This window comes from Sphingomonas mangrovi, assembly GCF_047975845.1.
Taxonomy (GTDB): Bacteria; Pseudomonadota; Alphaproteobacteria; order Sphingomonadales; family Sphingomonadaceae; genus Sphingomonas.
Genome location: NZ_JBIUCZ010000004.1, coordinates 97,989 through 118,244, shown reverse-complemented (window position 1 = coordinate 118,244; position 20,256 = coordinate 97,989). Strand labels below are relative to the sequence as shown.

General features: G+C 70.2%; 22 protein-coding genes. 17 read left to right on the top strand and 5 right to left on the bottom strand.

Annotated features, from left to right (window positions below):
• Positions 1-220 precede the first annotated feature (220 nt).
• Together typA and ACBY01_RS03900 are read right to left on the bottom strand one after the other, a co-directional pair.
• On the bottom strand, positions 221-2,059 hold the full coding sequence (gene typA / locus ACBY01_RS03905; RefSeq protein ID WP_416459460.1) for a translational GTPase TypA: 1,839 nt from the start codon (positions 2,057-2,059) through the stop codon (positions 221-223).
• A gap of 153 nt (positions 2,060-2,212) precedes the next feature.
• Positions 2,213-2,599 carry a hypothetical protein gene (locus ACBY01_RS03900; RefSeq protein WP_416459459.1) on the bottom strand — a complete coding sequence of 129 codons (387 nt, stop codon included), beginning with the start codon at positions 2,597-2,599 and terminating at the stop codon, positions 2,213-2,215.
• Between the two features lie 93 nt (positions 2,600-2,692).
• Between ACBY01_RS03900 and ACBY01_RS03895 the strand changes: the two genes are divergently transcribed.
• From ACBY01_RS03895 to ACBY01_RS03885, 3 genes are all read left to right on the top strand, one after another.
• Positions 2,693-3,886, top strand: a complete 1,194-nt coding sequence (locus ACBY01_RS03895) for a toxic anion resistance protein (RefSeq protein WP_416459458.1) — start codon at positions 2,693-2,695, stop codon at positions 3,884-3,886.
• 9 nt (positions 3,887-3,895) lie between these two features.
• Entirely contained in the window at positions 3,896-4,606 is a 711-nt protein-coding gene (locus tag ACBY01_RS03890; RefSeq protein ID WP_416459457.1) for an HAD family hydrolase, read from the top strand.
• 216 nt (positions 4,607-4,822) lie between these two features.
• Positions 4,823-5,245, top strand: a complete 423-nt coding sequence (locus ACBY01_RS03885; RefSeq protein ID WP_416459456.1) for a VOC family protein — start codon at positions 4,823-4,825, stop codon at positions 5,243-5,245.
• Here ACBY01_RS03885 and ACBY01_RS03880 read toward each other — a convergent pair.
• Positions 5,224-6,990: a class I adenylate-forming enzyme family protein gene (locus ACBY01_RS03880; RefSeq protein WP_416459455.1), complete on the bottom strand. Its 1,767-nt coding sequence runs from the start codon at positions 6,988-6,990 to the stop codon at positions 5,224-5,226. The genes ACBY01_RS03885 and ACBY01_RS03880 overlap by 22 nt on opposite strands.
• A gap of 114 nt (positions 6,991-7,104) precedes the next feature.
• On the opposite strand from ACBY01_RS03880, the gene ACBY01_RS03875 reads away from it, so the two are divergent.
• Complete coding sequence (locus tag ACBY01_RS03875; protein ID WP_416459454.1) at positions 7,105-7,974, top strand: acyl-CoA thioesterase; 870 nt, start codon at positions 7,105-7,107, stop codon at positions 7,972-7,974.
• Here ACBY01_RS03875 and ACBY01_RS03870 read toward each other — a convergent pair.
• Positions 7,971-8,966, bottom strand: coding sequence for a phosphotransferase family protein (locus ACBY01_RS03870; protein ID WP_416459453.1), 996 nt, complete (start codon positions 8,964-8,966; stop codon positions 7,971-7,973). The genes ACBY01_RS03875 and ACBY01_RS03870 overlap by 4 nt on opposite strands.
• Positions 8,967-9,101: 135 nt before the next feature.
• Between ACBY01_RS03870 and ACBY01_RS03865 the strand changes: the two genes are divergently transcribed.
• From ACBY01_RS03865 to ACBY01_RS03830, 8 genes are all read left to right on the top strand, one after another.
• Positions 9,102-9,800: a glutathione S-transferase N-terminal domain-containing protein gene (locus ACBY01_RS03865; RefSeq protein ID WP_416459452.1), complete on the top strand. Its 699-nt coding sequence runs from the start codon at positions 9,102-9,104 to the stop codon at positions 9,798-9,800.
• 122 nt (positions 9,801-9,922) lie between these two features.
• A complete protein-coding gene (locus ACBY01_RS03860) occupies positions 9,923-10,516 on the top strand; it encodes an EF-hand domain-containing protein (RefSeq protein WP_416459451.1) in 594 nt (197 codons plus the stop codon).
• Positions 10,517-10,606: 90 nt separating this feature from the next.
• The gene (locus ACBY01_RS03855) at positions 10,607-11,326 is read left to right on the top strand and encodes a response regulator (protein ID WP_416459450.1); all 720 of its coding nucleotides are present in this window, start codon (positions 10,607-10,609) and stop codon (positions 11,324-11,326) included.
• A complete protein-coding gene (locus tag ACBY01_RS03850) occupies positions 11,323-12,684 on the top strand; it encodes a sensor histidine kinase (protein ID WP_416459449.1) in 1,362 nt (453 codons plus the stop codon). Before ACBY01_RS03855 ends, ACBY01_RS03850 begins: the two co-directional genes overlap by 4 nt.
• Before the next feature lie 79 nt (positions 12,685-12,763).
• Positions 12,764-13,459 carry an endonuclease/exonuclease/phosphatase family protein gene (locus ACBY01_RS03845; protein WP_416459448.1) on the top strand — a complete coding sequence of 232 codons (696 nt, stop codon included), beginning with the start codon at positions 12,764-12,766 and terminating at the stop codon, positions 13,457-13,459.
• A gap of 101 nt (positions 13,460-13,560) precedes the next feature.
• Positions 13,561-13,962 (top strand): LapA family protein, encoded by a 402-nt coding sequence (locus ACBY01_RS03840; protein ID WP_416459447.1) that lies wholly within the window; start codon positions 13,561-13,563, stop codon positions 13,960-13,962.
• The gene (gene pyrF / locus ACBY01_RS03835) at positions 13,959-14,633 is read left to right on the top strand and encodes an orotidine-5'-phosphate decarboxylase (RefSeq protein WP_416459446.1); all 675 of its coding nucleotides are present in this window, start codon (positions 13,959-13,961) and stop codon (positions 14,631-14,633) included. The genes ACBY01_RS03840 and pyrF overlap by 4 nt, the downstream gene beginning before the upstream one ends.
• Positions 14,634-14,679: 46 nt before the next feature.
• Positions 14,680-14,907: a hypothetical protein gene (locus ACBY01_RS03830; protein ID WP_416459445.1), complete on the top strand. Its 228-nt coding sequence runs from the start codon at positions 14,680-14,682 to the stop codon at positions 14,905-14,907.
• Between the two features lie 14 nt (positions 14,908-14,921).
• Here ACBY01_RS03830 and ACBY01_RS03825 read toward each other — a convergent pair whose 3' ends face one another.
• On the bottom strand, positions 14,922-16,133 hold the full coding sequence (locus ACBY01_RS03825; protein ID WP_416459444.1) for an ABC transporter permease: 1,212 nt from the start codon (positions 16,131-16,133) through the stop codon (positions 14,922-14,924).
• Between the two features lie 206 nt (positions 16,134-16,339).
• Between ACBY01_RS03825 and ACBY01_RS03820 the strand changes: the two genes are divergently transcribed.
• Genes ACBY01_RS03820 through accD form a run of 5 tightly spaced genes read left to right on the top strand, consistent with a single transcriptional unit; the run spans position 16,340 to position 20,251 of the window.
• Entirely contained in the window at positions 16,340-16,624 is a 285-nt protein-coding gene (locus ACBY01_RS03820) for a hypothetical protein (RefSeq protein ID WP_416459443.1), read from the top strand.
• Positions 16,625-16,676: 52 nt separating this feature from the next.
• Positions 16,677-17,330 (top strand): phosphoribosylanthranilate isomerase, encoded by a 654-nt coding sequence (locus tag ACBY01_RS03815; protein WP_416459442.1) that lies wholly within the window; start codon positions 16,677-16,679, stop codon positions 17,328-17,330.
• Positions 17,331-17,361: 31 nt separating this feature from the next.
• Complete coding sequence (trpB, locus tag ACBY01_RS03810) at positions 17,362-18,591, top strand: tryptophan synthase subunit beta (RefSeq protein WP_416459441.1); 1,230 nt, start codon at positions 17,362-17,364, stop codon at positions 18,589-18,591.
• Complete coding sequence (trpA, locus tag ACBY01_RS03805; RefSeq protein WP_416459440.1) at positions 18,588-19,400, top strand: tryptophan synthase subunit alpha; 813 nt, start codon at positions 18,588-18,590, stop codon at positions 19,398-19,400. The genes trpB and trpA overlap by 4 nt, the downstream gene beginning before the upstream one ends.
• Positions 19,397-20,251: an acetyl-CoA carboxylase, carboxyltransferase subunit beta gene (gene accD, locus ACBY01_RS03800; protein WP_416459439.1), complete on the top strand. Its 855-nt coding sequence runs from the start codon at positions 19,397-19,399 to the stop codon at positions 20,249-20,251. Before trpA ends, accD begins: the two co-directional genes overlap by 4 nt.
• Positions 20,252-20,256: the final 5 nt, after the last annotated feature.

Genomic DNA, 20,256 nt, shown 5'->3' with positions numbered 1-20,256 from the left:
AACAAGACGCCGAGGACGGCGAACAGAAGACCCGGCAAGACGGACGCACCCCTGCGGCTGGTAGAGGGCTCCAGCCACTCCCCGATGCGGGTTAAGCGCGGATGAAAGAACCGATCCGGCGCTCAAAACACCGCGAGCAGCCGGCACGCGCCCAAAGAAAAAGGCGCCGGATGCAGATGCATCCGACGCCGTTCTTCTTGCCGCTTTCGGGCGATGCCGATCAGGCCGCCTTGGCGCGCGAGGCGCGCTTGCGCTCGTGCGGATCGAGGTGACGCTTGCGCAGCCGGATCTTGGTCGGGGTGACTTCGACCATCTCGTCGTCGTCGATATAGGCGATCGCCTGCTCCAGCGTCATCTTCTTCGGCGGGGTCAGGCGGACGGCGTCGTCCTTCCCGCCCGAGGCGCGGAAGTTGGTGAGCTGCTTCGCCTTCATCGGATTGACCTCGAGGTCATCCGTCTTGGCGTTCTCGCCGATGATCATGCCCTCGTAGAGCGCTTCGCCGTGGCCGACGAACAGGATGCCGCGGTCCTCGAGCGGCCCGAGTGCATAGCCCTGGGCCTCGCCGGCGCCGTTGGAGATCAGCACGCCATTCTTGCGGCCCTCGATCTGGCCCTTGTGGGGGCCGTACTTCTCGAACAGCCGGTTCATGATGCCGGTGCCGCGGGTGTCGGACAGGAACTCGCCGTGATAGCCGATCAGGCCGCGCGACGGCGCCGAGAAGGTGATGCGGGTCTTGCCGCCACCCGACGGACGCATGTCGGTCATCTCCGCCTTGCGCTGGTTCATCTTGTCGACGACCGTGCCCGAGAATTCCTCGTCCACGTCGATCACGACGGTCTCGTACGGCTCGGTCTTCTTGCCGTCTTCGTCCTCGCCGAACAGCACGCGCGGGCGGCTGATGCCAAGCTCAAAGCCCTCGCGGCGCATCGTCTCGATCAGCACGCCGAGCTGGAGCTCGCCGCGGCCGGCGACTTCGAAGCTGTCCTTGTCGGCCGCCTCGGTCACCTTGATCGCCACGTTCGACTCCGCCTCGCGGAACAGGCGGTCGCGGATCATGCGCGACGTCACCTTCGTGCCCTCGCGACCCGCCATCGGCGAATCGTTGACGGCGAAGCGCATCGACAGCGTCGGCGGATCGATCGGCTGCGCCTGGATCGGCTCGCTGACCGAGGTGTCGGCAATGGTGTTCGACACGGTCGCGACGGTCAGGCCAGCGAGGCTGATGATGTCGCCGGCGCGCGCCTCTTCGGTCGGGACGCGCTCAAGACCCTGGAAGGTCATGATCTTCGACGCGCGGCCGGTCTCGATCACGTTGCCTTGCATGTCGAGCGCGTGGATCGGCTGGTTGAGCTTCACCGTGCCCGACTGGACGCGGCCGGTGAGGATGCGGCCCAGGAAGTTGTCGCGGTCGAGCAGGGTCACCAGGAAGCTGAACGGTGCGTTCTCGTCCAGCGACGGCGGCGGGACGTGGTCGACGATCTTCTCGAACAGCGGCTGGAGCGTGCCTTCACGCGCATCGGCATCGTCCGAGGCATAGCCGTTGCGGCCCGAGGCGTAGAGCACCGGGAAGTCGAGCTGCTCGTCGGTCGCTTCCAGGCTGACGAACAGGTCGAACACCTCGTCGAGCACTTCCTGCACGCGGCTGTCGGCGCGGTCGATCTTGTTGACAACCACGATCGGGCGCAGGCCGAGCTTCAGCGCCTTGCCCGTCACGAACTTCGTCTGCGGCATCGCGCCTTCCGACGAGTCGACCAGCAGGATGACGCCGTCTACCATCGACAGGATGCGCTCCACCTCGCCGCCGAAGTCGGCGTGGCCGGGGGTGTCGACGATGTTGATGCGCACGCTCTCGCCGCCGCCCGGAGGCGCCCACTCGACCGAGGTCGGCTTGGCGAGAATGGTGATCCCGCGCTCCTTCTCGAGATCGTTCGAGTCCATCGCGCGCTCTTCGACGCGCTGGTTGTCGCGGAAGGTGCCGGACTGGCGGAAGAGCTGATCGACGAGAGTGGTTTTGCCATGATCGACGTGCGCGATGATGGCGATGTTGCGCAGGCTCATTGAATTTCCCGGAAGTGGCCTACGCGACGCGCGGGCGGTTTCGGCGCGGCCCTTAGCCTATTTGCCGCGCTGCGGAAAGATCAAACGACCAAACGGCGGCGTCCGGGCGCTACCGACCAACTAGATCGTCGTCCATTCGCGCCGCACGGTTCGCTACCAGAGCACCGCGTCCGAGCGGGCTTCGCGGGAACAGCGCATCGAGCGCAGGACGCGGGACGCGCAACTCGGATGCGGTTCTTCCGACGACCGCCAGGTATCCGCAGCCTGCTCGAGCGTAGGCGTCGTCCGGTTCGACCACCGCGTCCCCAGCATGCGCCGCGTGCGCAACCGCTCCGGACTGAACACCCGCACGCCAGCGCTCGCGCCATCGAGATAGGCGCGATGGATCTGCTCGGCGGTCGGCGGGGCGCCCGCCGGGCTGGTCGACACCACTATGCCTTCCGCATCGCGCGTCGCCCGCTCCGCCGCGAGCGGATCGTCGGATCGCGGCGCCTCCGCCGGGCCGAGCGCGAGCGCAGCCCCGATCAACAGCGTCAGCAATTCTTCCCCCTTGCCCGATGCGTGTTATTTCCCTGGTACACTTGCACGGCGGCGGCAAGCAACTATCCTGAAGCGGCAACGACAGGAGACGATATGGCGACGCAGGTGACGGAACAGGAGCTGAAGCTCGAAGCGCCCGATCCCGTGCCCGCCGTCGCGCCCGCCAAGGCCGCCGGGCTGGTGCCGGTCGACGACACCAAGAAGTCCGAGCTGGAGACCCGCGTCGACAGCTTCATCGACGACCTGATCGCGCAGGACGTGAACTCGCCGGAGTTCGGCAAGCGCGTCGATGCGATCACCAACATGGGCGCGCGCGAGATCCGCGAGGCGGCGGGCCAGTCGAACCGGTTCCTCGACCGGCCGATCAAGGCGATGGACCAGGAGTCCGGCGTCGGCGCGGACCTAGCGCAGCTGCGCCGCACGATCGAGGACCTGGATCCCGGCAAGCAGGGCAATCTGCTCGCGCCCAAGAAGCTGTTCGGCATCCTGCCCTTCGGCAACAAGATGCGCGACTATTTCGACAGCTACAAAAGCTCGCAGACCCACATCGCGCAGATCCTCAAGAGCCTCCAGTCCGGCAAGGACGAGCTGCTGATGGACAATGCCGCGATCGACGTCGAACGGCAGAACCTGTGGGCGGCGATGGGCCGGCTGGAGCAGATGATCTATCTGTCCAAGGAAATGGACCGCAAGCTGGAGGATCGGGCCAACGATCTGGACCACAGCGATCCGGCCAAGGCCAAGGCGATCCGAGAGACGGCGCTGTTCTACGTCCGCCAGCGCAGCCAGGACCTGCTCACCCAGATGGCGGTGACGGTACAGGGCTATCTGGCGCTCGATCTGGTCAAGAAGAACAACGTCGAACTGGTGAAGGGCGTCGACCGCGCCTCCACCACGACGGTCGGCGCGCTGCGGACGGCAGTGACGGTGGCGCAGGCGCTCACCAACCAGAAGCTGGTGCTCGACCAGATCACCGCGCTCAACACGACCACCGCCAACATCATCGATTCGACCGGCAAGCTGCTCAAGTCGCAGACCGCGCAGATCCACGAGCAGGCCGCCGCCTCGGCGATCCCGGTCGAAACGCTGCAGCGCGCGTTCCAGAACATCTACGACACGATGGACGCGATCGACACGTTCAAGCTCAAGGCGCTCGACAGCATGAAGAGCACCGTCGACACGCTGTCGAACGAGGTCGAGCGGTCGAAGGGCTATATCGCACGGGCCGAGGGCGCGGCGCAGAACGCCGGCGGCGGCAGCGAGACCTTCAAGCTCGAGGCGCTGTAAGGAACTGCGATGCAGAGCGAAGTCGACCACCAAATCGCCCGATCGACCGAGGTGCTGGAGCGGTCGCGCGACCGCTACCGGTCGGGCGCGCAGCGCGGCAAGCGCCGGCGCGAGGCCGAGGTGCTTCGCCGGCTCGGCCGCATCGCCGCCGCCGACGCGGCGATCCTGATCGGCGCGCTGGTGATCGGCTGGTTCGTGCCGCTGGGCATCGGCGGGGCGATGCTGGTGATGGCGCTGCTGATCGCCGCCACCGCGCTGTTCGCGGTCTTTCCGGTCGTGCGCGCCGCCACGCCCGAGACCTTCGCCGCCGCGCCGCTCAAGGCGCTGCCGCAGCAGACCGAGCGCTGGCTGGAGACGCAGCGCCCCGCCCTTCCCGCTCCGGCACGGACGCTGACCGACTCGATCGGCGTGCGGCTCGATGCGCTCGGCCAGCAGCTCGGCACGCTCGACGAGCGCGAGCCGGCAGCTGCCGAAGTGCGCAAGCTGGTCGGCGAGCAATTGCCCGAACTGGTGCGCGGCTACCAGCGCGTGCCCGAGCCGCTGCGCCGCGTCGAGCGCAACGGCCGCACCCCGGACGAGCAGCTGGTCGAGGGGCTGACGCTGATCGACGAGGAACTCGCCGAGATGAGCCGGCAGCTGGCGCAGGGCGACCTCGACAGCCTGGCGACGCGCAACCGCTATCTGCAGATCAAGTACCGCGACGACGAGACGCTGGCGTAGCGGGAGCGGTCGCCGGAGTCGCGTGTGCGGCTGGAGATGCCAGCCTCCGCTGGCATGACGGCTCTCCCCTCCCCGTCACGTGTCACCCCTCCCCCGTCACCCCAGCGAACGCTGGGGTCTCCCGCGGCAGGATCGACGCCCGCGACACATTCCCATCGTCCATCGAAAGGCGTAGCATCCTCCCCGCGGCGCCGCGCCGCGTTACGGAGACAGGCCATGCCCGTTCGTCCCGCCCTCATCCCGGTACTGCGCTACGCCGATGCGCCCGCCGCGATCGACTTCCTCTGCAGCGCGTTCGGCTTCACCCGTCATGCGGTCTACGCCAACCCAGAGGATCCCGACCGGATCGACCATGCCGAACTCGCCTGGAACGGGTATCTGGTGATGCTGTCGACGGTCGCCGACACGCCGTTCGTCCGCGCCTCGCGCACGCGCACCGCTGCGGAGGCCGGCGGCGTCACCCAGTCGCTCTATCTGGTGATCGACGATGTCGACGGTCATGCCGCGACCGCGGCGGCAGCGGGCGCCGACATCTTCCTGCCGCCCGAGGACCAGCCCTACGGCGGCCGCAGCTACAGCGCGCGCGATCCGGAGGGGAACGTCTGGACCTTCGGCAGCTACGATCCGGCCGCGGGCTGATCGGCCGCCGCGAACAGAGCGCGTAGCCGCGCCTTCAGGATCTTGCCGTTGGCGTTGCGCGGCAGCGTCTCGGCGGCGAAGCGGATCGCCACCGGCACCTTGTAGTCGGCGAGGCGCGCGCGGACCCAATCCTGCAGTTCGGCCGCATCGGCATGGGTGCCCGGCGCAAGGTGCACCACCGCCGCGGGCTCCTCGCCCAGCGTGCGGTGCGGCACGCCGACCAGCGCGCAGTCGGTGACGGCGGGGTGGGCGTAGAGCACGTCCTCGACCTCCGAGGCATAGATGTTCTCGCCGCCGCGGATCACCACGTCCTTCAGGCGGTCGACGATGTGGCAGAAACCGTCCGCGTCGATCCGCGCCAGGTCGCCGGTACGCACCCAGCCGTCGACGAAGCTCGCCGCGGTCTCCGCCGGCCGGTTCCAATAGCCGCGCACCACCATCGGCCCCCGCGCCCACAACTCGCCGACCGCGCCCGCCGGAACCAGCCCGCCGCCGTCGGGGGAGAGGACCTTGAGGTCGGCGGTGGCGACCGGCGGACCGCAGCTTGTCGGCCGGGCGAGATACTCCTCGGCAGCGTTGCTCGCGACGGTAGCCATCGTCTCGGTCATGCCCCAGCCGTTGCTGGGGAAGGCGCCGAACGTGCTGCGGATGCGCTGGGCGAGCGCCGGGGCGGCCGGTGCGCCGCCATAGGCGATCCGCACCAGCGACGAGAGGTCGTAGCGGGTGCGTGCCGGATGCTCGAGCAGCTGCCAGGCGATCGTCGGCACGCCGCCGATCGCCTCGATCCGCTCGCGCTCGATCAGCGCCATCGCCGCTTCGGCGTCCCATTTACGCATCAGCACCAGCGTGCCGCCGGTGGCGATCGCCGGCATCAGGAAGGCGCTGCACGCGGTGACGTGGAACAGCGGGATCGGCAGCAGTACCGTCTGCGCCGCCGACTGCACCGGCAGCGGCTCGCCACGACGCAGCAGCGTCCGCGCGGCGACGAACCCCGCCGACAGGATATTGCTCATCAGGTTGCGGTGGGTGCCGAGCGCCCCCTTCGGCCCGCCGGTGGTGCCGCTGGTGTAGAAGATCGTCACCGGGTCGTCGGGCGCGATCTCCACGTCCGGAAAGGCGGTTTCCGGCAATTGCGCCCAGTCGCCTGGCGAGCCGATCAGCGCCTCCAGCGGCTCGGCGCGGCCCGTCGGCGGCGTGCGCGCCACCGCAACCAGCACCGCTTCCAGCGCAGGCAAGTCGGCATAGCGGTCGAGCAGCCGCTCGTGGCGCCGCGCATCGGCGATCAGCAGCCGCGCACCGGTGTCGGCGAGCGCGAAGGCGAGTTCGCCCCCCGTCCACCAGGCGTTGAGCGGCACCGCGATCGCGCCCAGGCTGGCGATCGCCATCAGCGCGATCGGCCATTGCGGACGGTTGCGCATCGCGATCGCGACCCGATCGCCCTTGCCCACCCCTCGTGCGGCCAGCGCGGCGGCGAGCACCGTTACCGCGCGATAGCTCGCCTCGAAGCTGACGCGATCGCCCTCGTGGATCAGGAACGTCCGCTCGCCATGCGCGCGCGATGCCGCGGCGAGCGCCGCAAGGCTGCGCGGCGCGTGCTTCCAGGTGCGGGTCGGCACGCCGCCGATCGCCACCGTCTCCATCTCGAACCGCGCGCCCGGCGCGGTGAGCTGCGCCGTCGCCTCGGCAAGCGTGCAGCGCGGCCAGCCGGATCCGTGCGCCGCGTCGATCGGTTGTCCTGTCCCCACGCCGCGGCTTGAAGCCGGCACGCGGCCCAGCGTCAAGGCACGCGGGCGGATTGGTGCTTGCCGAATACGTCAAGCGCGTGCCTATTGGGGCGGACAGGAAGGAACGGTCTCCCGATGACGCTCACGCCCCAATTGCTGGTCGACCAGCTCGTCGCGCTGCTCGATCTCGAACAACTCGACACCGATCTCTATCGCGGCGCGCGCCAGCCCGGCGGCACCGGCCGCGTGTTCGGCGGCCAAGTGATCGGCCAGGCGCTGCAGGCGGCGCAGCGCTCGGTCGAGGACAAGGTCGCGCACTCGCTCCACGCCTATTTCATGCGCGCCGGCGACGCCGAGCATCCCATCGTCTTCCAGGTGACGCGCGATTTCGAGGGACGCAGCTTCGCCACCCGCCGCGTGCTAGCGCTCCAGCGGGGACAGCCGATCCTGGTGCTCGCCGCTTCGTTCCAGCACGCCGAGGACGGGCTGCACCATCAGGACGACATGCCCGACGTCCCCGCGCCCGAGGCGCTCGGCTCCGAAGCGGAGGTCCAGCAATCGATGGCGGGCGAGCTGTCGGACCCGGTGCGCCGCTTCCTCGCGCAGCCGCGGCCGATCGAGGTGCGGCCGGTGGCGCCGGGCGACTGGCTGCGCTCAGAACCGCGTCCGCCGGTGCAGCACGCCTGGTTCCGCACCGTCGCGCCCCTGCCCGACGATCCGGTGCTGCACCGCGCGGTGCTCGCCTATGCCAGCGACATGCTGCTGCTCGGCACCTCGATGATGCCGCATTCGGTGCGGCTGGGCGATCCGCGGATGCAGACGGCGAGCCTCGACCACGCTCTGTGGCTGCACGAGCCGTTCCGCTTCGACGACTGGCTGCTCTACGCCACCGACAGCCCCTGGGCGGGGCACGGGCGCGGGTTCAACCGCGGGCGGATCTTCACGCGCGACGGCCGGCTGGTGGCGAGCGTCGCGCAGGAGGGGCTGATCCGCAAGCGCGGCTAGGCGCCGGCACGCTCGGCGTGGTGCCAGCCGGTCCGCGCCAGCGTCGCCACCGCTGCCGGATCGCGCTTCTGCGCGACCAGCGCGAGCCGGAACAGCGTGTAGGCCAGGTGCCAATCCAGGCCCGCCACCCCGTCGCGCCCGCTCGACCGGCAATAGCGTGCGACCAGTTCGTCGGCGGTTGGGATGCCGCACTCGGGGTCGGCCAGTTCCTCCAGCGCGGGGTTCGCCTCGCTCCCCGTCGTCCAGCGCGCGAGCACATAGGCGAGGTCGATGCGCAGGTCGCCGAGCCCCGCCTTGTCCCAGTCGAGAACGGCGGCAACGCACGGGCCCTCGGGCGCGAACACCAGGTTCTGGAGGCGGAAGTCGCCGTGGACGATCGCCGGCTCCTCCCGCTCGGGCATCGCCGCGGGCAGCCAGGATGCGAGCCGCGCCAGCTCGGTGCTGGCCGTCCCCTCGGCCTTGCGGGTCCAATGGGCGAGCTTTTTCTCCAGCCGGCACTCGGCGAAGCCGGCGGTCTCCAGCGCAAGCGGTGCCGGGTCGATCGCGTGCAGCGCGGCGAGCGCGTCGATCCAAGCGTCGAAATGCTCGCGGCGATGCGCAGGGGTCATGCCGGGCATCGACTCGTCCCACAGCGTCCGCCCCTCGATCAGCTCCATCAGGAGGAAGGGCTCGCCGAGCACCTCCGGGTCCTCGCACAGCGCCATCGGGCGCGGCACGGGGTAGCCGGCCGCCGTCAGCGCTTGGAGCAGCCGGTATTCGCGCGCCAGCGACGGGACGGCGTCTTCCGCTGCCGAGGGGCGGCGGCGCAGCACCCAGGCGGCGTGCGGGGCGTCGATACGGTAGGTTGGATTGCGGTGGCCGCCGGCGAAGCGGACGTAGCCGAGCGGCCCTTCGAAGTCGCCGACCGCCTGCCGCATCCAGCGTTCGAGCGCCGCGCCGTCGAGATCGTCGGCGGGCCGGGTGCCCAGCATCTGCGACGTATCGGGGGTCATGGCGTTCTCCCGTGGCAGGGTCGCGACCACGGCCGCATGCATCCCATACGCGCTCGGCGCCGGGCTGTTCCCCGGGTTGCGCGCCCTCCCCTGCCCGCCCATCTCCCGGACCACGTCCGCAAAGGAGCCCCGCCGATGATCGACCTTCACTATTGGCCCACCCCGAACGGGCACAAGATCACGCTGTTCTTGGAGGAGACCGGCCTCCCCTACACGATCCACCCGGTGAACATCGGCAAGGGCGAGCAGTTCGCCCCCGATTTCCTCAAGATCGCGCCCAACAACCGCATGCCGGCCATCGTCGACGGCGACCCGGCCGACGGCGGTGCGCCGATCAGCCTCTTCGAATCGGGCGCGATCCTGCTGTACCTGGCCGAGAAGACCGGCCGCTTCCTCGGGCCGGACCTGCGCACGCGGGTCGAGCAGACGCAGTGGCTGATGTGGCAGATGGGCGGTCTCGGGCCGATGCTCGGCCAGAACCATCATTTCAGCCGCTACGCGCCCGAGAAGATTCCCTATGCGATCGATCGCTACGTCAACGAGACCAACCGGCTCTACGGCGTGCTCGACCGGCGCCTGGCGGGACGCGACTTCATCGCCGGAGACTATTCGGTGGCGGACATGGCCGCTTATCCCTGGATCGTGCCGCACGAGGCGCAGGGGCAGAAGCTCGCCGACTTCCCCAACCTCCAGCGCTGGTTCGAGGCGATCCGCGCCCGCCCAGCGACCGAGCGCGCCTATGCGATCGGCGAGCAGGTGAGCGCCGGCACCGAGATGAGCGAGGAAACCCGCCGCCACCTGTTCGGCCAGACCGCGGCGACCGGACGGCGCTAAGCCGCGGGCGACAAATTGCGACACTTCTCTCCGCCGACGACACAGCGTTGCGACAGCCGGCGCGCAAAAGCACAGCATCGCCGCGGCATCGCGCCGCGGCCAGGAACGCAAAAGGCTCTCAGATGAAGAAGTTCGTAGTTGCCGCCGCGCTCGGTGCCACCATGCTGACCGGCGTCGCGCACGCCGGTGCGCAGGACAACCAGCCCCAGCGTCGCCCCGGTCCGATGGCGATGCTGGATGCGAACAACGACGGCGTCGTCACCCGCGAGGAAGCGACCGCCGCCGCCGATCGACATTTCGACCGTATCGACCGCAACCGGAACGGCCGCATCGACAAGGACGAGGTGCGCCCGCGGCACCGCCGCGGCCCGGGCGCCGCGTCCGGCGAGACACCGCCGCCGCCCCCTCCCGGCGCCGTCCAGCCGCTCCAGACCGACCGCGACGGCCGCATCGACAAGCCCGCACGCGGCAAGCGCGCCGGCGGCATGCGGATGGGCATGGGCGCGCGCATGCTGGCACGGGCCGACGCCAACCGGGACGGCGCCGTCGATCGCGCCGAGTTCCGGGCCGCGGCGCTCGCGCACTTCGATCGGGTCGACGCCAATCGCGACGGCCGCATCGATGCCGCCGAGCGCGAGGCGATGAAGGCGCGAATGGGCGCGCGGGCCGGGCACAAGGGCGCTCCGCCGGCCCCGACGGACGGCGCGCGTAAGTGATCGCTTGAACCACCGGCCGGGCGGGGGGGCGCCTGCCCGGTCTTCTCCTGCACTGTCGCCCCGGTGCCCGAGCGTGATAGGTCCGCAGTCATGGCCGACATCCCCCATCTGCTGCTCGTCGACGACGAACGCTCGATCCGCGAGCCGCTCGCCCAGTATCTCACCAAGCAGGGCTTCCGCGTCACCCAGGCCGGCGATGCCGAGGGTGCCCGCGCGCGCCTCGCCGCCTATGCGATCGACCTCATCGTGCTCGACATCATGATGCCGGGCGAGGACGGGTTGTCGCTGTGCCGGCACGTGCGCGAGACCAGCGACACGCCGGTGATCCTGCTGACCGCCCGCGCCGAAGAGACCGACCGCATCGTCGGGCTGGAGATGGGCGCCGACGACTATGTCGTGAAACCCTTTTCCCCGCGCGAGCTCGCCGCGCGGATCAAGGTGGTGCTGCGGCGGATGGCATCGGGCGGCGTGCGCCAGCATGCACCCGAGAGCGGCTCCTTCGCCTTCTCCGGCTGGGTGCTCAAGAGCGGCGAGCGCAGCCTGGTCGACCGTGAAGGCGTGTCGGTGCCGCTATCGACCGGCGAGTACAACCTGCTCCACGCGCTGGTCACCCGCCCGCGCCAGGTGCTGACCCGCGACCAGCTGCTCGATCTGACGCAGGGCCGCGAGGCGGCGGCGTTCGACCGCGCGATCGACAACCAGATCAGCCGCTTGCGCAAGAAGATCGAGACCGACCCCAAGAACCCGGAGATCATCAAGACGGTGTGGGGCGGCGGCTACACGCTCGCGACCGAGGTGACGCGGCTTTGAACCGGCTGTGGCCGCGCAGCCTTTCGGGGCAGATCGCGCTGCTGGTCGCGATCGCGCTGTTCGTGGCGCAGGCGATCAACTTCGCACTGCTGCTGCGTGAGCGGCACGCGGTGCGCTTCGCACAGGTGACGGTGCCGGCGGTGACCCGGCTGGTCGACGGCGCCGAGCGGCTGCGGGACGGGCGGACGCCGGACCCGCGGGCGCAACGCGGCGAGCGGCCGCGTGGCGTACGCCTCGTCTCCGCCAACCCGCTCGATCACGCCGCACCCAGCGATGCCGAGTTCGAAGCGGCGGTGCGCGGCGCCTTCGCCGATGCCGGGCTTCGCGTCGGCCGGATCGAAACCTCGATCCACCGCATCGTCCCGGGCACCCGGATGCGGGCGAAGATGGACCGCGGCTATGCCGAGCGGCTGCGTCGCTTCGGCGCGGTGCTGCAGGTCGCTGCCGAGATTCCGGGGCGCGGCTGGCTGGTGCTCGAGACCCCCTGGCCCAACACCCAACAGGGGCTGGTGTGGCAGCTGATCGCGCAGACGCTGATCCTCTACGGCTTCGTGCTGCTGCCGGTGCTGTGGGTTGCCCGCCGCATTTCCAAGCCGCTGCGCGCGCTGACCCGCGCCGCGCACGACTATCGCCCCGGATCGGCCGCCAACACGGTCGAGGAGTCCGGCCCCGGCGACGTGCGCGCGGTGATCGGCGCCTTCAACGGCATGAGCATCCGGGTCGGCGCGATGCTGGAGGAAAAGGACCGGATGCTCGGCGCGATCGGCCATGACCTGCGCACGCCGCTCGCCGCACTGCGGGTGCGGATCGAATCGGTCGAGGACGAGGCGGACCGCACCCGCATGGCCGAGACGATCGACGAGATGAGCCGTACGCTGGAAGACATCCTCTCGCTCGCGCGGCTCGGGCGGCCGAGCGAGCCGCCGACCGACGTCGACCTGGCGGCGCTGGTCGACGCGGTGGTCGAGGACTTCCGCGATCTTGGCGCCGACGTGGCGTTCGAAGAGGCCGAGCGCCAGCGCCTGCGCATCCGCCCGACGCTGATGCGCCGCGCCGTCCGCAATCTGATCGAGAACGCCGTCAAATACGCCGGCGCCACCGAGGTCCGGCTGGTCGCCGATCCCGCACGCGTCCGCATCGAGGTGGCGGACCGCGGCCCCGGCATCCCGCCAGAGCAGCTGGCGGCGGTGTTCCAGCCGTTCACGCGGGTGGAAAGCTCGCGCAACCGGGAGACCGGCGGAATCGGCCTGGGGCTCGCGCTCGCGCAGGCGATCGTGCGCGAGGCTGGCGGCGAAATCACGCTCGCCAACCGCGAAGGCGGGGGCCTGCTCGCCACCATCACCCTGCCGCGCGGCTGAGGCGCATCCGGTTCGCACGCGGAACCAGTTCGGCGCCCCCGGACTTCTTTCCGACATCCGTTCCTCACAGGCGCCCTGCATGATCAAGATCGCGAGCTACAACATGCGCAAGGCGATCGGCACCGACCGGCGCCGCCGCCCCGAGCGCACGCTGGAGGTGCTGCGCGAGATCGACGCGGACGTGATCGCCCTGCAGGAATGCGACCGGCGCTTCGGCCAGCGGATGGGGGTGATCCCCGCGCACATGCTGGAGGAGCATACCGACTGGTGCTCGGTGCCGGTCGCGGCACGGGCGCAGAGCATGGGCTGGCACGGCAACGGGCTGCTGATCCGCAAGTCGGCACAGCTGCTCGACTGCGAGCGCATCGAGCTGCCGGCGCTGGAGCCGCGCGGCGCGGTGTCGGCCGACATCCGCATCGACGGCATGCTGCTGCGCGTCGTGGGAATGCACCTAGACCTGTCGGGGCTGTGGCGGCGCAAGCAGGCGGCGGCGATCCTCAGCCACTGCGACAATGCCGCGCAGAAGATGCCGACGGTGCTGATGGGCGACCTCAACGAATGGAGCGCGGCGTCGGGCTGCCTGCGCGATTTCGCGCGGCATCACCACTTCGCCACGACGGGCCCCAGCTTCCATGCGCGGCGCCCGGTGGGTCGGCTCGACCGGATCATGGCCTCGCCCGAGCTCAAGATCGTCGATGCCGGCGTCCACGACACCGCCGCGGCGCGGACCGCGTCCGACCATCTGCCGATCTGGGCGACGGTCGAGCGCGCCTGATCCGGGTGCCGGTCGCCGCCGGGGCGACCGGCCGCGCCACCCTTGCCCGCGTCGCGCGCGCCGCTTAAGCAGACGGCGACCGCAACCAGGGGGCCACGGCCATGCAATTCCTCAAGACCCTGTTCTGGGCGCTGCTCGTCGGGGTGGTGGTGGCGTTCAGCCTCAACAACATGACGATGGTGCCGGTGCGGCTGTGGGGCAGCGTGGTGGCGGACGTGAACCTGCCGCTGCTCCTGATCGTCACCTTCCTGCTCGGCTTCCTGCCGGCCTATCTCGCGCTCGTCACCACGCGCTGGCGGATGCGTCAGCGGCTCGCGGCGACCGATCGCGCGCTCGCTGACCTGCGCGCCGCTCAGGCCGCCGCGCCCGTCGCGCTCGCGCCCGGCGACCTCCCGCCCGCGCGGGTCGCGCCGGCAACGCCCGCGGCCGAGACGCCCGTCACCGACAATGCGCTGGGCGAGCACCCCGTCGTGCCGGCCGCGCCTGCCCAGGGAAATCCATGACCTCTCCGATCTACGTCGCCCTCGACACCCCCGACCTCGAACGCACCAAGGCGATCGCCACCCGCGTCCGCCGCCATGCCGGCGGGATCAAGCTGGGCCTCGAGTTCTTCATGGCCAACGGCCGCCACGGCGTGCGCGAGATGGCGGAGATCGGCCTGCCGATCTTCCTCGACCTCAAGTTCCACGACATCCCCAACACCGTGGCGAAGGCGATCCAGGCGGTGCGTCCGCTCAACCCGGCGATCCTGACCGTGCACGCCGCCGGCGGCCGCGCGATGCTGGAGGACGCGAAGGCGGCGGCGCCGACCGGGACGAAGGTGGTCGCGGTGACGATGCTCACCAGCCTGGACGGCGACGACCTGCGCTCGATCGGGCTGCCGGCCGACCCGCACGAGCAGGTCGTCCGGCTCACCGAACTCGCCAAGTCGGCGGGTGTCGACGGCATCGTCTGCTCGGGCGAGGAAGTGCGCGCGGCGCACGCCGCCTGGCGCGACGGCTTCTTCGTGGTGCCGGGCGTCCGCCCCGCGCAGGGCAAGGCCGGCGACCAGAAGCGCGTCGTCACCCCGCGCGCCGCGATGGATGCCGGCGCCTCGATCCTGGTGATCGGCCGCCCGATTACCCAGGCCGAAGATCCCGACGAGGCCGCCCGCGCGATCGGCGCGACGCTGTAAGAGCCGGCGGACGGCCGCACCCCGTCCCCCGGCGATTGACTCGCCGATGGCCGCGGCCCAGCCTGTCACGATGCTCGCCCTGCTTCTCGCGCTCGCGGCCAACCCGCAACACTGCACCGACGTGCCGCAACAATGCCGTGCCTGCACGGTCGTCGCCGGTCGGCAGCAATGCTCCACCATCGGCATCGCCTGCCAGCCGACGAAGCGGATCTGCCGCCCCGCCGACCAGCCGGAGCAGAAGTCCGCGCCGGCACCCCGTCCGAAGGGCTCCTGAGGCCCCTCGCACGCTCACTCGTGGCGTAGCGCGTCGATCGGGTTGAGCGCAGCGGCGCGGCGCGCAGGGACGAAGCCGAAGATCACGCCGATCGCCGCCGCCACCACAAAGGCGACGAGGTTGATCGCAGGATCGAACCGCCACGAAACCTGCATCACCGGTGCGATCGCCAGCACCGCGAGCTGCGCCACCACCAGCCCAATGACGCCGCCGAGGCACGACAGCACCACCGCCTCGACCAGGAACTGCATCCGCACCTCGTGCGCGAGCGCACCGATCGCCAGGCGGATACCGATCTCGCGGGTACGCTCGGTCACCGAAACCAGCATGATGTTCATGATGCCGATGCCGCCGACGATCAGGCTGATCGCCGCGACCGCGGTGACGACGCCCGTCAGCAGCGTCGTGGCGCCGGCCAGCGTCTCCGACACCTGTTTCGGATCGACGATGAGGAAATTGTCCTCCTGCCCCGGCTGCACCAGCCGCCGCTCGCGCAACAGGCCGGAGAGCGAATCCTTGACCTGATCGCTGTCATAGGCCGCGTCGACGCCGACCAGCATCGCGCGAATGTCGGGGGTGCCGACGAAGCGGCGCGCGACCGTCTTGACCGGCATGATGACGTGATCGTCCTGGTCGCCGCCGCCGAACCCCGCCTGCCCCTTGGGCGTCAGCAGCCCGACCACCTGGCACGAGACGCCGCCCAGCCGGAAGCGGCGGCCGATCGGGCTCTCCTCGCCGAACAGCTTGGTGCGGACGGTGTTGCCGACGATGCACACCGCCTTGCCGCCCTCCTCCTCGTCGCGGGTGAAGATACGCCCGTCGGCGAGCGGCCAGGGCTGCACCGTGAAATAGGCGTTGCTCATGCCGAAGATCGTCGTCGACCAGTTGTTGCCGTCCCTGACCGCGACTGCGCTCGCCTGCGCCTGCGGGGCGACCGCGGTCACACCGGCGATCTGCCGCTCGATCGCGATCACGTCGGCCGGCTTGAACGCGGGCGGCGGCGGGCCCCCGCCGCCGCGTGCGAAGCCCCCGGTCGGGTGGAGATGGAGCACGTTGGTACCCAGGTTGGCGATCTGCGCCTGTACCGCCGCCGCGGTGGCGTTGCCGAGCGTCACCATCGTCACCACCGCGGCCACGCCGATGACGAGGCCGAGCGTCGTCAGGCACGATCGCAACAGATGCCGCCGGATCGACCGCAGCGCGAGGACGAGCGTGGTTCCGAACATCAGCGCCCGCTCGTCATCGACCCGGTTCTCCACCCCGCCATGGCGCAAAGCAGCGCCCGCCGTTCCCCGATCCCCCCGGGCGGCACCAGGCGCCACCAAGTCGTACGGAAGATGTTTCACCCGTTCGCAGCCGCGAAGTCCAGCACCGTTCTTCAGCACCGGTTCATCGCACCTTCGCTCCATTGCGCGGCGCGAAGGAGAACGTGATGCTGGTGGCAGCCATTTCGATGCTGATGTTCGTGGCGTCGCCGGCATCGGCACAGTTCGTCGGCGGCCATCCTGCGCCGGACGCGCCGGCATCCGCCACGCGCTACCGTCCCGTCCCGGGCCCCGTGGCGAAGCGACCGCAGGCGCAGCGCCAGCCATCGCGCTACGAACGTGCGGTGGCGGTGTGGGAGAAGAAGCGCGAACGCTGCCTGCGCAAGAAGCGCAGCTGCCGCGATCCGCACCCGAACTACGCCGATTACGTGATCGTCCCCAGCGTGCGCTGAGCGCCGCCGCTTTCCGCTCGCCTGCATCCCCGCGCTGTTCTATCGCGCGGCCATGCCTGCTTCCGCCAAGATCTGTGGTCTCTCCACCGCGGCGACGCTCGACGCGGCGATCGCCGGCGGCGCGAGCCATGTCGGCTTCGTGTTCTTCGCCGCCTCGCCCCGCAATGTAGATTTCGATCGTGCGGCCGGGCTCGCCGCGCGCATGCCGGCGCAGGTGCGGCGCGTCGGCGTGTTCGTCGACCCCGACGACGCGCTGCTCGACGCGGCGGTCGCGGCCGGCCGGCTCGACGCGCTCCAGCTGCACAAGACGCCGCCGGCGCGCGTCGCCGCGATCCGCAGCCGCCATGCCCGCGAGACCTGGGCGGCGGTCGCGATCAAGACGCGTGCCGATCTGGACAGGACGGCAGACTATGTCGGGGCCGCCGACCGCATCCTCTACGACGCCAAGACCCCGCCGGGCGCGGCGCTGCCGGGGGGCATGGGGCTGCGGTTCGACTGGGCGCTGCTCGACGGATTCCGTCACCCGCTCCCCTGGGCACTGTCGGGCGGGCTCGATCCGGCCAACGTCGCCGAGGCGATCGCGCGGACCGGCGCCGCGCTGGTCGACGTCTCCTCGGGCGTGGAGCGATCCCCCGGCATAAAGGACGCCGATCGCATCGCCGCCTTCCTCGCCGCGGTCACGGGCACCGCAAGCAAAAGGGGTTGAGGGCGCCCCCGCCCCTGCTAAAGCCGGCGCCATGAACGCGCCCAACACCTTCCGCGCCCAGCCCGACGAGCGCGGCCATTTCGGCCAGTTCGGCGGCCGCTACGTCGCCGAGACGCTGATGCCGCTGATCCTCGACCTGGAGCGCGAATATCGCGCCGCCAAGGCCGATCCGGCGTTCCAGGCGCAGTTCGACGATCTGCTCGAACATTATGTCGGCCGCCCGAGCCCGCTCTACTATGCCGAGCGGCTGACCGAGACGCTGCGCGAAAGCGCCGCGCCGGGCATGGGCGCGCAGGTCTGGTTCAAGCGCGACGAGCTCAACCACACGGGCGCGCACAAGATCAACAACTGCATCGGCCAGATCCTGCTGGCGATGCGCATGGGCAAGACGCGGATCATCGCGGAGACCGGCGCCGGCCAGCACGGCGTCGCCACCGCGACCGTCTGCGCACGCTTCGGCCTGCCCTGCACCATCTTCATGGGCGCCAAGGACGTCGAGCGGCAGCAACCCAACGTCTTTCGCATGAAGCTCCTCGGCGCCGAAGTCCGCCCGGTGGCGAGCGGCGCCGCGACGCTGAAGGACGCGATGAACGAGGCGCTGCGCGACTGGGTCGCGAACGTCCACGACACCTTCTACATCATCGGCACCGCCGCCGGCCCGCACCCCTATCCAGAGCTGGTGCGCGACTTCCAGTCGGTGATCGGCCGCGAGGCGCGCGCGCAGATGCTGGCGCGGATCGATCGGCTGCCCGACCTGCTGGTCGCGGCCATCGGCGGCGGATCGAACGCGATCGGGCTGTTCCACCCGTTCCTCGACGATGCCGATGTGGCGATGCTGGGCATCGAGGCGGCGGGCCACGGCCTCGACAAGCAGCATGCGGCGAGCCTGGCCGGCGGCGCGCCGGGCGTCCTCCACGGCAACAAGACCTATCTGCTGCAGGACGAGGACGGCCAGATCGCCGAGGCGCATTCGATCTCGGCCGGGCTCGACTATCCCGGCATCGGCCCCGAGCACAGCTGGCTGCACGAGATCGGCCGCGTACAATACGAAGCGGTGACCGACGTCGAAGCGCTCGACGCCTTCCAGATGCTGTGCCGGACCGAAGGCATCATCCCCGCGCTCGAGCCTTCGCATGCGATCGCAGCGGTGGCGCGCAAGGCACGGGAAATGCGCGAGGATCAGATCATCCTCGCCAACCTGTGCGGACGCGGCGACAAGGACATCTTTACCGTCGCCTCCGCGCTCGGAGTGGCAATATGAGCCGGTTCGACGCGGCGTTCGCGCGCTGCCGTAGTGACGGCCGTGCGGCGCTGGTGACCTTCGTCACCGCAGGCGATCCGACGCCGGGTGCCACGGGCGAGATCCTCGACGCACTGGTCGCGGGCGGCGCCGACGTCATCGAACTGGGCATGCCGTTTACCGACCCGATGGCGGACGGTCCGGCGATCCAGCTCGCGAACATCCGCAGCCTGGGTGCGGGCACCACCACCGCCGACATTCTCGCGATCGTGCGCGACTTCCGCAGCCGCCACCCGCACGTGCCGCTGGTGCTGATGGGCTATGCCAACCCGATGGTGCGGCGCGGCGCCGACTGGTTCGCGCAGGCCGCCGCTGACGCCGGCGTGGACGGCGTGATCTGCGTCGACATCCCGCCGGAGGAAGACGGCGCGCTCGGGCCGGCGCTGCGCGCGCACGGCATCGCGCCGATCCGGCTCGCTACCCCGACCACCGACGCCGTCCGCCTGCCGGCGGTGCTCGATGGCGCCGCGGGCTTCCTCTACTATGTCTCGGTCGCCGGCATCACCGGCAAGCAGCAGGCGGCGCAGGCCTCGATCGAGGACGCGGTCGCGCGGCTCAAGGCGTCGACCGATCTGCCCGTCGCGGTCGGCTTCGGCGTCCGCACCCCCGAACAGGCGGCAGCGATCGGCCGGGTCGCCGACGGCGTGGTGGTAGGATCGGCGATCGTCGAGATCGTCGGCACCCACGGCGCCGCCGCCGCGGACCCCGTCCGCACCTATATTCAGTCGCTCGCCGCCGCCGTGGCGAGCGCCCGGAAGGAATTCGCATGAGCTGGATCACCCGCGTTCGCAACGCGCTCCCCTTCGTCGCCCCGCGGCAGACCCCCGACAACCTGTGGCACAAGTGCAAGGGCTGCGGGCAGATGGTCTTCACCAAGGAGCTGGAGGAGAACCAGTACGTCTGCCCGATGTGCGACCACCACGAGCGCATCGGCCCCAAACAGCGGTTCGAATACCTCTTCGACGAAGGCAGCTGCACGACGCTGCCGAGCCCGACCGTGCCCGAGGATCCGCTCAAGTTCCGCGATTCCAAGCGCTATGCCGACCGGCTGAAGGCGGCACGCGCCAGCACCGGCGACAGCGATGCCTGGATCAACGCGGTCGGCACGATTGAGGGCCACCAGGCGGTGGTCGGCGTCCAGAACTTCGGCTTCATGGGCGGATCGATGGGACAGGCCGTGGGCGAGGCGTTCATCCGCGGCGTCGAGAACGCGATCGAGCGCAACTGCCCGTTCATCGTCTTCACCGCCTCGGGCGGCGCGCGCATGCAGGAGGGCATCCTCAGCCTGATGCAGATGCCGCGCACCACTGTCGCGATCGAGATGCTGCACGACGCGGGGCTCCCCTACATCGTCGTGCTGACCGACCCGACCTCCGGCGGCGTCATGGCGGCCTACGCGATGCTGGGCGACGTGCAGATCGCCGAGCCCAAGGCGACGCTGGCCTTCACCGGCCGCCGCGTGATCGAGAGCACGATCCGCGAGAAGCTGCCCGACGATTTCCAGACGTCGGAATATTATCGCGACCACGGCCTGATCGACATGGTCACCCACCGCAAGGAGCTACGCGCAACGCTCGCACAGCTGATCGACTTCCTCTGCGCAGGGAAGAAGGCGGCGTAACGCGC

Coding starts and splice junctions, on each gene's coding strand:
- ACBY01_RS03830 (WP_416459445.1), top strand. CDS start 14,680: ATGGCCGCGGCCCAGCCTGTCACGATGCTCGCCCTGCTTCTCGCGCTC.
- ACBY01_RS03840 (WP_416459447.1), top strand. CDS start 13,561: ATGCAATTCCTCAAGACCCTGTTCTGGGCGCTGCTCGTCGGGGTGGTG.
- ACBY01_RS03860 (WP_416459451.1), top strand. CDS start 9,923: ATGAAGAAGTTCGTAGTTGCCGCCGCGCTCGGTGCCACCATGCTGACC.
- ACBY01_RS03820 (WP_416459443.1), top strand. CDS start 16,340: ATGCTGGTGGCAGCCATTTCGATGCTGATGTTCGTGGCGTCGCCGGCA.
- ACBY01_RS03890 (WP_416459457.1), top strand. CDS start 3,896: ATGCAGAGCGAAGTCGACCACCAAATCGCCCGATCGACCGAGGTGCTG.
- ACBY01_RS03885 (WP_416459456.1), top strand. CDS start 4,823: ATGCCCGTTCGTCCCGCCCTCATCCCGGTACTGCGCTACGCCGATGCG.
- ACBY01_RS03855 (WP_416459450.1), top strand. CDS start 10,607: ATGGCCGACATCCCCCATCTGCTGCTCGTCGACGACGAACGCTCGATC.
- ACBY01_RS03865 (WP_416459452.1), top strand. CDS start 9,102: ATGATCGACCTTCACTATTGGCCCACCCCGAACGGGCACAAGATCACG.
- ACBY01_RS03845 (WP_416459448.1), top strand. CDS start 12,764: ATGATCAAGATCGCGAGCTACAACATGCGCAAGGCGATCGGCACCGAC.
- ACBY01_RS03825 (WP_416459444.1), bottom strand. CDS start 16,133: ATGTTCGGAACCACGCTCGTCCTCGCGCTGCGGTCGATCCGGCGGCAT.
- typA (WP_416459460.1), bottom strand. CDS start 2,059: ATGAGCCTGCGCAACATCGCCATCATCGCGCACGTCGATCATGGCAAA.
- trpA (WP_416459440.1), top strand. CDS start 18,588: ATGAGCCGGTTCGACGCGGCGTTCGCGCGCTGCCGTAGTGACGGCCGT.
- accD (WP_416459439.1), top strand. CDS start 19,397: ATGAGCTGGATCACCCGCGTTCGCAACGCGCTCCCCTTCGTCGCCCCG.
- ACBY01_RS03875 (WP_416459454.1), top strand. CDS start 7,105: ATGACGCTCACGCCCCAATTGCTGGTCGACCAGCTCGTCGCGCTGCTC.
- ACBY01_RS03815 (WP_416459442.1), top strand. CDS start 16,677: ATGCCTGCTTCCGCCAAGATCTGTGGTCTCTCCACCGCGGCGACGCTC.
- trpB (WP_416459441.1), top strand. CDS start 17,362: ATGAACGCGCCCAACACCTTCCGCGCCCAGCCCGACGAGCGCGGCCAT.
- ACBY01_RS03870 (WP_416459453.1), bottom strand. CDS start 8,966: ATGACCCCCGATACGTCGCAGATGCTGGGCACCCGGCCCGCCGACGAT.
- ACBY01_RS03895 (WP_416459458.1), top strand. CDS start 2,693: ATGGCGACGCAGGTGACGGAACAGGAGCTGAAGCTCGAAGCGCCCGAT.
- pyrF (WP_416459446.1), top strand. CDS start 13,959: ATGACCTCTCCGATCTACGTCGCCCTCGACACCCCCGACCTCGAACGC.